This window comes from Mesorhizobium sp. M1273, from assembly GCF_040318195.1.
Classification (GTDB): Bacteria; Pseudomonadota; Alphaproteobacteria; order Rhizobiales; family Rhizobiaceae; genus Mesorhizobium.
The window spans coordinates 1-13,857 of the sequence record NZ_JAMYLV010000065.1; the positions used below are offsets into that span (position 1 = coordinate 1).

General features: G+C 61.0%; 8 protein-coding genes and 7 pseudogenes. 11 read left to right on the top strand and 4 right to left on the bottom strand.

Annotated elements, in window-relative coordinates:
• From NKH30_RS32365 to NKH30_RS32400, 8 genes and pseudogenes are all read left to right on the top strand, one after another.
• A pseudogene (locus tag NKH30_RS32365) lies at window positions 1-423 on the top strand (transposase domain-containing protein); the annotation flags it as partial.
• Window positions 424-482: 59 nt separating this feature from the next.
• A pseudogene (locus NKH30_RS32370) lies at window positions 483-842 on the top strand (ATP-binding protein); the annotation flags it as partial.
• Window positions 811-1,218, top strand: a pseudogene (locus tag NKH30_RS32375) (hypothetical protein); the annotation flags it as partial. The pseudogenes NKH30_RS32370 and NKH30_RS32375, both read left to right, overlap by 32 nt.
• Window positions 1,199-2,245 (top strand): recombinase family protein, encoded by a 1,047-nt coding sequence (locus tag NKH30_RS32380; protein ID WP_352998062.1) that lies wholly within the window; start codon window positions 1,199-1,201, stop codon window positions 2,243-2,245. The pseudogene NKH30_RS32375 and the gene NKH30_RS32380, both read left to right, overlap by 20 nt.
• Complete coding sequence (locus NKH30_RS32385; protein ID WP_352998073.1) at window positions 2,242-3,222, top strand: hypothetical protein; 981 nt, start codon at window positions 2,242-2,244, stop codon at window positions 3,220-3,222. Before NKH30_RS32380 ends, NKH30_RS32385 begins: the two co-directional genes overlap by 4 nt.
• 257 nt (window positions 3,223-3,479) lie before the next feature.
• Entirely contained in the window at window positions 3,480-3,659 is a 180-nt protein-coding gene (locus NKH30_RS33330) for a hypothetical protein (protein ID WP_502911546.1), read from the top strand.
• A gap of 17 nt (window positions 3,660-3,676) precedes the next feature.
• A pseudogene (locus NKH30_RS32395) lies at window positions 3,677-3,970 on the top strand (IS630 family transposase); the annotation flags it as partial.
• Between the two features lie 814 nt (window positions 3,971-4,784).
• On the top strand, window positions 4,785-5,798 hold the full coding sequence (locus NKH30_RS32400; RefSeq protein ID WP_352998063.1) for a succinylglutamate desuccinylase/aspartoacylase family protein: 1,014 nt from the start codon (window positions 4,785-4,787) through the stop codon (window positions 5,796-5,798).
• A gap of 129 nt (window positions 5,799-5,927) precedes the next feature.
• On the opposite strand, the pseudogene NKH30_RS32405 reads toward NKH30_RS32400, so the two are convergent.
• Window positions 5,928-6,144: pseudogene (locus tag NKH30_RS32405) on the bottom strand (glucose-1-phosphate cytidylyltransferase); the annotation flags it as partial.
• Entirely contained in the window at window positions 6,144-7,976 is a 1,833-nt protein-coding gene (locus tag NKH30_RS32410) for a hypothetical protein (RefSeq protein ID WP_352998065.1), read from the bottom strand. The gene NKH30_RS32410 and the pseudogene NKH30_RS32405, both read right to left, overlap by 1 nt.
• Window positions 7,977-9,149: 1,173 nt before the next feature.
• On the opposite strand from NKH30_RS32410, the gene istA reads away from it, so the two are divergent.
• Window positions 9,150-10,439 (top strand): IS21 family transposase, encoded by a 1,290-nt coding sequence (gene istA / locus NKH30_RS32415; RefSeq protein WP_352998067.1) that lies wholly within the window; start codon window positions 9,150-9,152, stop codon window positions 10,437-10,439.
• Window positions 10,439-10,771, top strand: a pseudogene (locus NKH30_RS32420) (ATP-binding protein); the annotation flags it as partial. The gene istA and the pseudogene NKH30_RS32420, both read left to right, overlap by 1 nt.
• Before the next feature lie 31 nt (window positions 10,772-10,802).
• Here the strand turns inward: NKH30_RS32420 and NKH30_RS32425 are convergent.
• Together NKH30_RS32425 and NKH30_RS32430 are read right to left on the bottom strand one after the other, a co-directional pair.
• Window positions 10,803-12,872 (bottom strand): recombinase family protein, encoded by a 2,070-nt coding sequence (locus tag NKH30_RS32425; RefSeq protein ID WP_352998069.1) that lies wholly within the window; start codon window positions 12,870-12,872, stop codon window positions 10,803-10,805.
• Window positions 12,856-13,029: a hypothetical protein gene (locus tag NKH30_RS32430; RefSeq protein ID WP_156933500.1), complete on the bottom strand. Its 174-nt coding sequence runs from the start codon at window positions 13,027-13,029 to the stop codon at window positions 12,856-12,858. Before NKH30_RS32430 ends, NKH30_RS32425 begins: the two co-directional genes overlap by 17 nt.
• 312 nt (window positions 13,030-13,341) lie before the next feature.
• On the opposite strand from NKH30_RS32430, the pseudogene istB reads away from it, so the two are divergent.
• Window positions 13,342-13,857, top strand: a pseudogene (gene istB / locus NKH30_RS32435) (IS21-like element helper ATPase IstB); the annotation flags it as partial.

Consider the following 13,857-nt stretch of genomic DNA (forward strand, 5'->3'; position numbering starts at 1 on the left):
TGACGATCCGGAAGCTGCAGCGGGCGCTGCATGGTCAGAGTTCTGAACGCTCAGCCCGCCTGCACGACCAGATGGAACTCACCTTCGAGGAACTCGAGAGCACGGCAACGGAAGACGAGATCGCCGCCGAACAGGCAGCGGCCCGGACCACCGAGGTGGCGCCTTATGTGCGCAAGCGACCGACCCGCCAGCCATTTCCCGAGCACCTGCCGCGCGAACGCGTGGTCGAGCCGGCGCCGACCGCTTGCCACTGCTGCGGCGGTCATCGGCTGCGCAAGCTGGGTGAGGATATCACCGAGACGCTGGAGGTGGTTGCGGCAATGAAAGGTGATCCAACACGTGCGGGAGAAGTTCACCTGCCGCGACTGCGAGGCGGTCAGCCAGGCTCCGGCGCCGTTCCACGCCACCCCTCGCGGCTGGGCACGATCCGGCAGAACCACAGCGTCCAGTTCGTCACGGCGGCCACGCCCATGGCGATGCTGGCCAAGGCCCATGACGACGGTTCACTCGAAAAGCAGCTGACGACCCTGTCGCGGCCGAAACTGTTGATCATCGACGAGCTCGGCTATCTCCCCTTTGAAGCCAATGCCGCGCATCTGTTCTTCAAGCTGGTGTCGCGGCGTTGTGAGCGGGGCTCAATCCTGATCACCTCCAATCGCTCGGTGGGCGAATGGGGCAGCGTGTTTGCCGAACCAAACATCAGAGGCTGCCGCCATTCTCGACCGGGTGGTGTCTCATTTGACGGTGATCGACCCGCGTCACGGCCTTGCGGGCCAGCGTCTGGAGCTGGTTTCGTCCCGTTCTGCGCGCGGTCCGGCTTTCGTCGTTGTTCGACTGCCTGACGGACGCCGCCGCTCAATTCGGCGTTCGGTGACCGACCTTGCAGCGGCGTCACCGGAAGAACAGGGCGTGTCGAAATCGTTGGCCCGCATCAACGTCCGAACGCTGCTCACATTGCTGCACCATTTGAACAGCACCTTGGCTTCCCGTATCGAGGAGGTGATTCGCGATGAACATACAGTCGAATCTGCACCGCGTAGCGTCCCAGACCCTCACCGAACTTCCCAACCCGGCATGACGACACTCCCGAGCCTTTGGCTCAACTTGCCGGGGGAGACGCAGAAGCAGATCGCGCAGAGCCTCGCGCGACTTCTCTTGCGGATGCGATCGACGGGCGCGCCGACAGCGGCGGATCGGCATGTTGAGAGCATCGAATAGACCGGACGAGTGCGTCACTGCTGCGCATCGCGGTAAGCTCGCTTACATTTACGTCCGCCAGTCCTCCGTGAACCAGGTGCGCCATCATCAGGAAAGCACGGACCGCCTCGTCGATCGCGCGGTCGCTCTCGGCTGGCCGCATGAACGTGTGCACGTCATTGACGAAGATCTTGGCAAATCCGGAGCCGGGACCATCGAGCGGATGGGCTTCAAGAAGCTGATCGCCGAGATCGGATTGGGGAATGCCGGTCTGGTCATCAGTCTCGATGCCTCCCGCCTTGCTCGCAACAACCGCGATTGGCATCAGCTCCTCGATTTGTGCTCGCTCTTCGGCGTCATCATTGCCGATGGCGAACGTCTCTACGATCCCTGCGCCTACCATGACCGCCTGTTGCTCGGTTTGTCGGGCATCATGAGCGAAGCGGAGTTGCACCAGATCAAGCAGCGCCTCCATCAGGGCGAGCGTCAGAAGGCGGCACGCGGCGAGCTACGCCTTCCGGTTCCCGCCGGACTGGCGCATGGTCGCTCCAGCGAGATCATTCTCAATCCCGATGAGCAGGTGCAGGCGAGGCTCGGCCTCGTCTTCGCCAAATTCCGCGAGCTTCACAGTGCACGGGCCGTGATGCGCTACCTGCGAAAGAACGATTTGCCGCTGCCCGTGCGTCCCGTGCTCGGCCCAGCACCGCACGATGTGGTGTGGCGCGAGGCCGACAGTTCACGGGTTCTCAGCATTCTTCAAAATCCTGCCTATGCTGGAGCGTATGTCTATGGCCGGAGGCGGATGGAAGGCGGGCGGATTCGCCATGGCGTTTATCGCCCGAGGACTACCAGGTCCCCATCGCCGACTGGGAGGTTTGCCTTCACGCTGCTCATCCTGGTTATATCGGCTGGGAGGAGTTCATGGAGAACCAGAGGCGACTGGAAAACAACATCAACCGCTACGAAGCCAGCCATTCAGGCGTGCCGCGCAAGGGAGCGGCACTGCTGCAGGGCATCGCTGTTTGTGGGCGGTGTGGTCGCCGGATGAGCCTGCGCTATAGCGGTCCCGCCGGCGACTATCCCGTCTACACATGTCGCGCCGACCGTGATCAGGAGGGCGGGCCGCTATGCCAGGAAGTGCGTGCGCTGCCTGTCGATGCGCACGTCGAAAGCATCCTGCTCGAGGCCTTGACGCCGGACAAGACCGCCATCGCCGTCGCCGCCCTGGGCCAGATCGAAGAAGAGACGCGTCAACTTGAGCGGCAGTGGGCGCTGCGGCGCGAGCGGGCTCGTTATGAGGCGGACAGAGCGCGGCGCCAATATGATGCGGTCGAGCCGGAGAACCGCTTGGTGGCGCGTTCGCTGGAGCGCGTGTGGGAAGAGAAGCTGCGCGCCGCCGAGGCGATCGAACAGGACTACGAACGCTGGCGACATGACGAGCCCCTGGTCTTGAACAAGCCGGATCGCGAGGCGCTGCAAAAGCTGGGCGAAGATCTGCCCGGCATCTGGCACTCGCCTTCGACAACGGCGGCCGAGCGCAAGGGCATCCTGCGCCTCATCGTCTGCGAGGTCATTCTCGACCAGAAGCGCTTCCACGGCCAGGTCTGGTTCAAGATCTTGTGGCAGACGGGAGCGACAAGTGAACACTCTCTCCAGAGGCGGGTCCACACCTATGGCGACTACATCGATCTGGAGCGGCTGCGCAGCCGCGTGATCGAACTCAACGTCGCGGGCAAAATGGACAAGCAGATCGCCGCGACGCTGAACGCGGAAGGCTTTGTCGCAGCGCGCGGCCATGCGTTCAAAGGTGAGAATGTCTGGCTTCTGCGGACACGTTGGGGCATCCCCACTGTCAAGATCAACGGGACGAGCGCCAATCCCGACCGCTGGCCAGATGGAACCTACCAGATGGCATATCGCAACTCCGCTCTTTACACTCTCAAATACGTGGCCGAGATGCTCGAAGAGAACGAAGACTTTTTGCGCGATGCTCGATCGAGATGTTCTCGGAAGACGGCTGCCTGAGCGCTTACGACGGCTATCCCGCAACCGAATTAAGCGAACTGTCGTCCTCTTCACCCAAGACGGCATCGACAACCTTCGGCAAATCGTCAACGAGCGCAGGGCTACCGGTGATGCTCCGCCCAAACCTGCGGCAGGAAATCTCTCGAGCAGAAGGTGTTGAGCGAGGTGCTGACGGAATTACGGCAGTTCCTGCCCTTCCTTCTTCTCGGGTTCGACACAGACAATGACAGCGTGTTCCTGAACGAGACGATACGCGATTGCTGTCAGGGTGCCGGCATGAGTTCACCCTCTGCCGCCCTTACCGCAAGAACGATCAGGCGTTCGTCGAGCAGAAGAAAGGCGCCGTGGTGCGGCGCATCTCGGGTACCGTCGGCTGGACGGGCTTGAAGCTGCTGCAGCCCTTGCGCAGCTCTATTCGACGGTTCGGCTGTTCGTGAACTTCTTCCAGCCTCAAATCGACAATTACGCCGCGCACAAAAAGACAAGGTCCGCGCACCAGCGCTGGACCTTCCATTTCACCCCAACATCCTGCTCCTCGCTCAACGCCGTCGAGGGCTTCTTCGCCAAACTCACCCGGCGCAGGCTCAAGCACGCGTCTTCCATTCCGTTGTCGATCTCAGGCCGCCATCAACCGCTTCATCCGCGAATACAATGCAGAGAACCCGCAACCATTCATCTGGAAAGCCAACCCCGATGACACCATCGCCGCCCGAAACGAGGGTTCCAAACGTTGGAATCAATCCACTAGTGAAGCAACGGAAGAACTGCTCGGGAGCATTCCTTGGTGAGGCAATACGCGCTCTCACGTTGATTGCCGCCGCAGGCTTCGGGCGGGTGGCGGCCCGGGCCGCACCTATCGGACAGTCGAACGGTTTCGCGCCTCACGGCGATTGCCACACGACCACTGCGGCTGCGCCGACCGCGCTCCGGCCCGGCGCGGATCGGATGGTGGGTCCGGCGGCAGCGAGCAACCTAATCACACGGCAAGGGGAGCTCCTCCGGACATGAGCCGCGCCCTCGCTCCTTGCGAAGTTCGCAAGCCAGATGCCGCTCATGCCGACGCATACCGCCAGTATCAGCGCCGCCGGCGCAAGCACGAGCGGTACGCCCGAGCGCTTCCTCGCCGATCGCCGTGAACCGCGACTGCTCGGCTGGTCATCGACTTTGCGTCGATGCCCGTCGATCATCTGGCCGAGCTTCAGCGCGCGCTTCTTGTGGCGCGGTACGCCTTCAGGATCAGCCTGCACTGCTTGATCTTCTCGCGCATATCTTGCGGGGTAGCCGGCGGAGCCGACGCCACCTGAGATCTGCCCTACCGTTCCGAAGGAGCGGCATCGAAGGGCGAAGTGGTACAGCGCCAGGCCTGATGTGCCTGTCGCAGCGCCCTGGTGAACATCGAGCAGCGGGTAGTTCCACCAAGCCAGGCGGCAGCCATCTAGGAGCGCGATGGCACCGCTCGGAACATTATATTGGCGAATTGAAGACAGCTCGGCGCATACTCATAGCACCGAAAAACGCAGACTCGGCGGCTGGTCGCCTGAGTACTCGCAATAGGATGAACAATGAGCGAAGCACCACATCTTACGTTTGATCTTGACACGCCTGGCGTAAGCACAGGGCACCTTGTTGTCCCCAAAGGCGCGGACTTCGAAGCTCTTTCGCTCCCAGTCTTCAGCTGCAATAGAGGGGATGGAGCGAGCCTACTTATCACTGGCGGAAACCATGGCAATGAACTGCAGGGGCCGATTGTTGCTCGGCGGCTTGTTGAATGGCTTCCCGAAGCGCAGAGGTGCGGAAGGATTATCATCGTACCTGAGATCAATCCACTTGCCGTGCAAGCTTGGACCCGCAACACGCCAATTGATGGAAAGAATCTGAACCGAGTGTTTCCGGGCCGTTCGGATGGCTCGGTAAGCGAACGGATCGCAGATGCGATTTCGCGTCTATTGTTGCCTATGGTGGACACCGTACTTGATCTGCACAGTTTCGGACCGACATGGGATTGTGCACCGTCCATCATTACACATCCTATTGCTGATGTGGATCTGATGACGAAGACGGTCCGCATTTCAGAGGCATTCAAATTGCCGGTGACGTTGCTCTGGGAGCACAACGACACGGCTGGAATGTTCGATACTTGGGTACATGGCCAAGGCAAGACATTCATTTGCACTGAATTTGGCGGCGGCACAGTCTTTTGCGGCGGCGCAGTCGGCGCCGAAGCTCTCGCGATCTACGAAGCTGGGGTGCGCAATGGCCTCATTGCGCTAGGGCTGATCGAGGGCAAAGCAGAGTATCCAACGTTCCGTCAGCACAAGTCCGGCCAAACACTCGAAACAAATCCCTCCGACGAGTTGAAATCTCCTGCACCGGGCATCTTCGAACCGCGCTGCTCGGTGGTGGATGAAGTGAAGCAGGGAGATCTCATAGGCATCCTGCATCCGATGGATTCGCTGTCCGCTGATTCCATCGATATTCGCGCGCCAACCGCGTCCATCGTCTTCGCCATCCGATCAGCAGGGTATGTTCAAGGCAACCAAGAAGTGGCGATTCTCGCGCGACCGTTAGTGCACTGAGGGTCGGATGTTCATCGACCGCCCGGGAGATTATGAGGAAAAACGATGACATGCCGGGTGTCGCATTGCATTCAACCATGAGAATTCTGATGGACGACAGAACGAACTCCTCAACCCTCGCGCATCGCCATCCGACACGTGCAGGAAATAGCCGGCCATGTATTCTGTGATCAGACATCTCTTGTAGCCGCGCGAGATGACGAAATCATTGATGCCATAGCGCGAGTAAATTTTAAGGATGTGCCACAGATCAGCTTGCCGCCGATTTCGCTCATGGGCTTGCGCCGAAGGTGGGTTCCTCGGAGATTCGCGTTTCAAGGCCACCCGCGAGGATTACAGCTACCATTATTGGCTCCATTTCTGGCTCTCCGGCCGTTGTTGCCTAGCTTCCCGGCACGATTGCTCCGCCGGCGCGGCGGGGCGTACGGGCTTGAACAGAAACTGCCGACCATTCGGATAATCCCGGTCAACGACGGTGGGATCGAACGTAGCGGCGGCGACGTAGTCTGCATGCCCAGCTCCAAAGGAGGCCATGACACTGGCTTGGTCGAGATGATATTGGCCCTCTGGCTCGATCAGTACCCACGCCTTGGCCAGATCGGCGCAGTTCTCAAGTCCGAGTGTTCCCACCGCCACCGCGCTACCGCCGGGAAACCATCCGCTCAGCCATGGAAGACCTAGTGCGCGCGTCTCGAGCACATACAGCAGGCTCGGCGAGCCGCCAGTGAGATCAACCACCGGGGTACCAACTTCAAGGCCGGCCGCACGAGCTTTGGCTGTGGCCGTGGCCAGATAGTGGTGGAGGGATTCCGCGATCACCAATTTTCCACCACCCGGCATGGGCATGACAGCGGTATAGGCGCGCTGATCTTTGACGTCATAGGGCGGGTTGAGGATGCTATCATTGATAACTGCTGCAGTGAGCAACTGTGCCAACACACTCAGCGGCAGTAGGGTGACGAGACTGCGTCTCTCGTGCCCAAGAGAGCTAAGGAAAGCAACTACCGCGAGCATCCAGAACAACGCGTCGGACGCACCAAGGTACCAGTAATTGGAATTGGAACCCAGTGCGAACACGTGCGGCAGGACCAAAAAGGTTAGCGCTAGAGCGATGCTGTTGGCAGCCTGGGTGCGCAAAACCAATCCCTTACGATAGAGCATCGCGCCAAGGCATGTGAAGGCCGGCACCAGAAACAGGGTCGAGGGCTGGATGCTGATTGGATCGATCCCGAGCAGCGCAATCGCTGTTGTTACGATCAACACCGCAGCGAGCGCCAGCGATGGGAGCAACTTGTCCGCAGACCCCATGAGAATGCTAAGCAGAAGAGCTATCGCCAGTAACACAGCGATAGCCACTTGCGAGCGACTGGTGGCAAGCCAGTCGATCCGAAAGCTGCGAAACACCTCGTGTCCGGAACCCAGCAGGATTTCCATCTCGGCGCTGTTAACCATCCGGGTCACCAGACCGGTGATGCCGCCGTCGATCAAGTGGGCGGTCACAATCAGCAGAGCGAGGGCGACCAGCGCCGCGCCGAGCATGGGCAGCAGCGACTTTCGGCGTAAAACGACGTTGAGCATAACGACGAGAGCAATGGCCGCAGCGGTGGTCGGCTTGGCCATGAAACAGCACCAGCCGCCAACGCCGACCAGGGTCCACCCCAAGACTTGGCGCATGTGTCCTGGCCGGTCGGCTAGTAGCAAGCCGCTCGTCACGATCAAAAGCGATTGAAAGGCCAGCGAGTAGTAGCTGGGGGTGAGCGTCAACCGGATGCGAAAAACGAGTGATGCCATACTGGCGATCCCTGCCGATAGCACCGCCGCCTGCAGCCAGCCCACTGTCCACAGGCGCCGGATCGCAAGGAAGCTGAGATTCCACCCCAGCGCCATGGTAAGCGCGACGTTCGCCATGCGAAGCACTGCAACATTGCCCCCCACCCACTTATACGGCCAGTGATAGACGAAGCCGAAAAGGGACGGCGGGAAATTGATTGCGTAGGGGAATGGGTTCGCGATGAAGTTGAGGTAAAGACCTTCGTCGTCGAGATTGAGACCGTAATTGCTGTAGTATAGCAGCCAAGCGAAAAGGATCGCTGTGGTGACGGAGGACAGAGCCAGCAAACTCCGCTCCAGCAAGACTGACAATGTCATTCCGTTGGCAAAGTCGTTCTCTCTTGGCATAGGCCGTTCCTGCCAGCCTCCTAGATGAGGCCCATTCAACTGGAGATCAGCGTCAAGGAGTTTCTAACCGACCTGTGCCCCGCAATCGCCTACTAGAATTGGTAGAGGCGCTCACCAGCTGAAGGAGAACTACGACGGATTGCTGCCGACGGAGATGGCGCGGTTGAAGCGACTCGCGGAGGAGGGAGGAGAACGGTAAGCTGAATAAACTGGTAAGTGACGTATCGCTCAACGGACGCGTTGCCAACTTGGGTCATGGCACTTCCCTCTCCACGGGAATTTGGTCGCAACATCCCCACTGTGCATGGCCGCTCTCTTCTCAGAGTTTTTGCAGAACCTTCAGGATACTATCGCCACGAGGCCTTCAGAGCGCCTCTCCAGTCCAACGCCGCAACGAAGCCTGCAATCCACACCAGCAAAGATGTCATACTGACGGCGAGGCCAATGACTTCCGCGGTCGTTCCCCGACGTATTACCTCAACTGTCTGGGCGACATCCGGGATATCCGCGATCAAGAACCCCGTTTGCCGATCGCACCGCGCTTCGACGCGGGCGCCGTCCGCCACGACCTCCAAGAAAGGGTAGTAGTATAGAAGGGGCATGCGCCGATCGACGATGCGGCGCGCTCGACGGAGATCTCTCTCCACTGCGACGTGTTCTCCTCTCCCACCGAGCGACCACGGCAGGCCGGCAAGTATTCAAGCGCGTCGGCGCGAGCAACAATGAGAGAATCTTCTAAAGCATCTGGAGCGGGGCGAAGCCAGGCAATTCCGGGGCCAACTACCCCGCGACCAAGCACAAACGCTGCCGTGATGACGGCAAAGACCGGAACAACCGCGATCCTGTTGCCATCCTGTAGCCCGCACCGCGCGCATCTAATGCGACGGCGACCATCATGCACGTTGCCGCATCAAAAATCGTCAAGGCGCGCCACGGAAACTGAACCAGGTCGACCGGCTCGGACAGGCTCCACAACCAACCTGACGCCGGCGTCACAAGAAGAAGAACGGCTGCAGAGATGACCGTCCAAGGAGCGACTGCCGCCAGCGACCCGAACTTACCGTCACCCAAATGGCAACAGCGCTTACCAGCGCTCCCGTGTCGGGCGAATTGAGAAACTGACCCCCTGACGAAATGAAGAACTGACCCCCTCGGTTATGAGAGGAGGCATGGATGACGATTGGGATTTCGGCGATTCCTGCATTGTCGAGAACGATGCAGGGAGAGGAGATGCTTCAGCCTGAAGAGGTGGCAGCGATGCTGCGGCTGCATGAGCTTGGCTGGGGAGCGAAGCGGCTGGCCAAGGAATTCGGATGCGCGCGCAACACGGTGCGTCGGTATCTGCGCGAGGGCGGGACTTTTCCGTTTCGCAAGCCTGTGCGGCGGACCGCGTTTGACGGGCTGGACGATTGGCTGCGGGAGCGCTTCTTCCGCCATGGCGGCAACGCCGATGTGGTGCGCCAGGAACTGGAGAGCGAACATGGGATCGTTATAGGGCTTCGGTCGGTGGAGCTTCGGGTGCAGGGTTGGCGTCGGGAGTTGAGGGCGCAGAAGCGCGCGACGGTTCGGTTTGAGACGGCGCCGGGACATCAGATGCAGATCGACTTTGGCGACACGCGGGCGTGGGTCGGCGGCGAGCGTGTTCGGGTGCACCTGTTTGTAGCAACGCTGGGTTACTCGCGTCGGCTGCATATCCGTCCCTCGCTTCGGGAGCGCCAGGCGGACTGGTTCGAGGGGATGGAAGGAGCCTTCCTTCGCTTCGGCGGGGTTCCAACGGAAGTACTGTTCGACAATCCGAAGGCGCTGGTCGAACATCACGATGCGACGACGCGGGAGGTGCGGTTCAATGTGAGGCTGCACACCTTTGCCCGCTACTGGGGATTTACGCCGCGGGCTTGTGCGCCCTACCGGGCGCGTACGAAGGGGAAGGACGAACGCGGGGTCGGCTATGTCAAGCGCAATGCGATTGCCGGCCGCCGGTTCGAGAACTGGGCGGCGTTCGAGGCGCATCTGGACCGGTGGACGCGCGAGATTGCTGATCAGCGTGTGCATGGCACGACCGGCGTGGCTCCTGCGGAGCGCTTTGCCGAAGAAGCCATGGCGCTTCGCCCTCTGGGCGGACGGGCACCCTTTGGGCAGCTGCGCGATCTCGTGCGCAAGGTCCAGGCGGACTGCGCAATCGACCTGGACACGAACAGTTACTCGGTTCCCTGGCGGCTGATCGGGGAGAGCGTCCAGGTCGTGGTGCTGGGCGGCCGCGTTATCGTGCGTCATGCGGGCGAGGTGGTGGCGGATCATGCCTTGTGCCGCGGGCGTCGCCAACGGATTGTCGAGCGCGCGCATCTTGCCGGCGTGGTCGGCGCTGCTGCGCCGGTGCGATCGGCGCCGGCGGAGATCGTTGCGCCTTCCGCTCTGTTGCGGCCGCTGGCCGAATATGATGCACTGGTGGGAGGCAGCTGGTGATGACGACGGTCGATCACGAGATGCTGGTGGCTCAGCTCGACCGGCTGAAGCTGACCGCGATCCGGGATCAGCTCGATACGCTGCTGGACGAAGCGGCGCGTTCGCAAATGACCTTGCGCGAGGCTTTGGCCTTCCTGGTGACGCGCGAGATCGCGCGGCGCGACGAGCGGCGCATCTCCATGGCAGGCAAGATCGCGCAGTTCCCGTTTGTGCGCGAACTCGATGGCTTCGACTTCGACGCGCAGCCGTCGCTGGATCAGCGCCAAGTCCGGGAGCTGGCGACCTGCCGCTGGATTGCCCATGGCGACACGGTCCTGTTCCTTGGACCTCCCGATCCCACGACATAATGCACACCTCGCTATGTTATTGAAAAAGCTGGATCTGCTGATCCTGTGATTGTGATAATGGACTGTGTCCGCTCCTGCCGGAATGGTGCTGGATATCGAGTTGCTCGATATCTTCATGACGGATGATCCAGGGCGTACCCTTGCAATACTGCTCGGCCTTCAGATCGCCGGCGCGGATCATGCGCAGCACGGTCATTGGCCGCAGGCCGAGCTTCGCAGCCGTTTCCTGCAATGTATACTCGCCGCGCTCCGACCGTTCGTCCTTTTTGTAGACGGCGATGTCGTGCTGGTTGCGGAAAGTGCAGACACGGGACTGCGTCCATCCATTCAGACGACCCGTGGTTTTGCCGAGCCGGTTGAGAAGCGATGCGATCGCTCTATCCGGCAATTGGCGTGCCAGGGCACGGATCAGGTCCTCGATGTCCGGCGGGGCGCCCCAACGGTGATGGCCTGCCTTGTTCTTCCTGACCGAAAGCGCGGTATGGTCGCCGCCCTGCCAATGCACCAGCATTTTGATGTGGTCGTCTTCGATGGCGACGACAATCTCGCGGATCACGGCGCGGATGATCCGCTTGCGCGTGGTGGCGGTGGCGTTGGCATGATGCCATGCCAGATCGAGATCGGCGCCCATGCGCAGCAGGCTCCGCCGTTCCTCTTCTCCCAGAGCCTCAGGCTTGTGGCGGTCGAGCGCGTCAAGCTCGTCCTGACGCTCGCGGACGGCTACGAGCGCGGCATTCCAGCGTCGCTCCAGTTCGCCTGCTACAAGCCGGTTGTCCGGGTCGACGGCGTCATACTGGCGGCGTGCATGGGCGGCTTTATAACGTGCCTGCTCGAGTGCGAGCTCCACATGGCGCCGCTTCTCTCCAGTCTCCACGGTGGAGGTCTCGATGGCCTTGATCGCCGCTTCCATGCCGAGCGGTTGAAGGCGTTGAAGAACCTCCGCGCTGACCGCCTGATCGACCCGCAACGATCCGAAGCCGATGCACGGGTCGGTTCCGTGGTTGACCTGCGCTCCGCGGCAATGATAGCGCCGCGTATTGCCGTTGCTGCCGGAATAGGAGACATGCAGCTTGCGGCCGCAATGGCCGCAGCGCAAGAGACCGCCGAGCAGCAACTCGCCCCGGCGAAGAGCACCGCGCGGCACCAGGCCTTTGCTTGTGGCATTGTCCGTGATCAGGCGCTGATTCCTCTCAAAATCGTGCCAGCTCAGGTAACCTTCGTGATGGTCGATGAGCAAGACCTCCCAGTCGGCGCGATCGCGCCTGATCCCAAGCAAAATCCGTTTGCGTCCGGCCTCTATGGTGACTTTGCTGCAGGTTCGCCCGAACGCATAGGCGCCGGCGTAGATCGGGTTGGTGAGAATGTGGTGAACCGTATTGTAGACGGGCAGCTTCCAGACGATCGCCCTGTCCGCCGCGCGCGTGTAATTTACGGCAGGGAGCATAATGCCCTCGCGGCGCAACCACAGATGCACCTGCCGGATGCTCTGCAGTTCGTCGAAACGCCGGAATACAAGATCGATCGCCTCGCGGATCCGCAGGTCCGGGTCTTTCTCGACCCGGTTCCGGCCCGACTTGACGTAACCGATCGCCACCGTCAGGAAAAGTTCGCCCCGTCGTGCCTTCTGCTTCAGGGCTTCGATCGAGCGGGCCCGCAGGATCGAAAGCTCCAGTTCGCTCATCGTGCCCTTCATGCCGAGCAGCAGCCTGTCGTTGGGATGACGCGGTTCGTAGATGCCGTCCTCATCGATGATGAGCGTTCCGACAAGGCCGCAAAACTCGATGAGCGTATGCCAGTCCCGGCCATTGCGGGCCAGCCGGGAGGCTTCAATGGCGAGGACCGCACCAACCCGACCTTCGCAGATCGCCGCCAGAAGCTTCTCAAAGCCCGGACGGCTGATGCCAGACCCTGAACGACCGAGATCTTCATCGATGACGATGGCGTCTTTCCAGCCAAGGGACCGCGCTCGCTCGGCAAGGCCATATTGGCGTCGCCGGCTCTCGGGATTGTTGACGAGTTGATCGGCCGTCGACTGCCGGACATAGACATAGGCACCGCGCGCGAGATGTTCAGCGGTGATCTTCATGATCTGCCTCCCGTCCCGTCTGGCTCACCACCGCTTCCCTCAGCAAGGTCTCGATCAGCGGGAGGGTGCGTTCACGGACTTCGCCTGGAAGACTCGATGGCGGAGCCTTCTTGGAAAACAGGTCTGGCTGGTCGGTTCGGCATTGCCTGCGCTGCATGGTCGTCTCCTGGCTGGCGTGAGTCGCTCTGCAGAAAACGTAGACATGCATCGACCTCGCGGCGCAGGTCGCGCAGGCATGAAAGGGGAAAACGGGGCGCCTCGCGAACCGCCATCGTCAGGGCGATCTCTTCCGTCATCCAGATCGGAATCAGCGCCAGGCTGCCATCCGGTTGTCGCCCGACATAGGCCGGCTCACCGCAATAACGCTGACGGCCTGTGACGAAAATCTCCCCGCCCGAACGTGGATGAAAGGCGTAACGGACAATCTTGTTTGCCTCGCCATCCTGATAACAGGCATTATGAGCCCAGTCCGCCGGGTACGGGCAAGACACATCTGGCGGTGGCTCTCGGGCGCGAGGCGATCCGGCAAAACCATAGCGTCCAGTTCGTCACGGCGGCCACGCTCGTGGCGATGCTGGCCAAGGCCCATGACGACGGTTCACTCGAAAAGCAACTGACGACCCTGTCGCGGCCGAAACTGCTGATCATCGACGAGCTCGGCTATCTCCCGTTCGAAGCCAATGCCGCACATCTGTTCTTCCAGCTGGTGTCGCGGCGTTATGAGCGGGGATCGATCCTGATCACCTCAAACCGCTCGGTGGGCGAATGGGGCAGCGTGTTTGGCGATCCCGTGGTGGCAACGGCGATCCTTGATCGCCTGCTTCATCATTCGACAGTGATAACCATCCGTGGCGACAGCTACCGGCTTCGCGAAAAGCGGGGGTGGTCGGCCATTTGGAAGAGGCGGGCGCACCGCCGCCCCCACACGAACCCACAAAAAAAAAGGGGGGGGAAAATGAGAAGGGACCTGGGGGGGGAGAAAAAC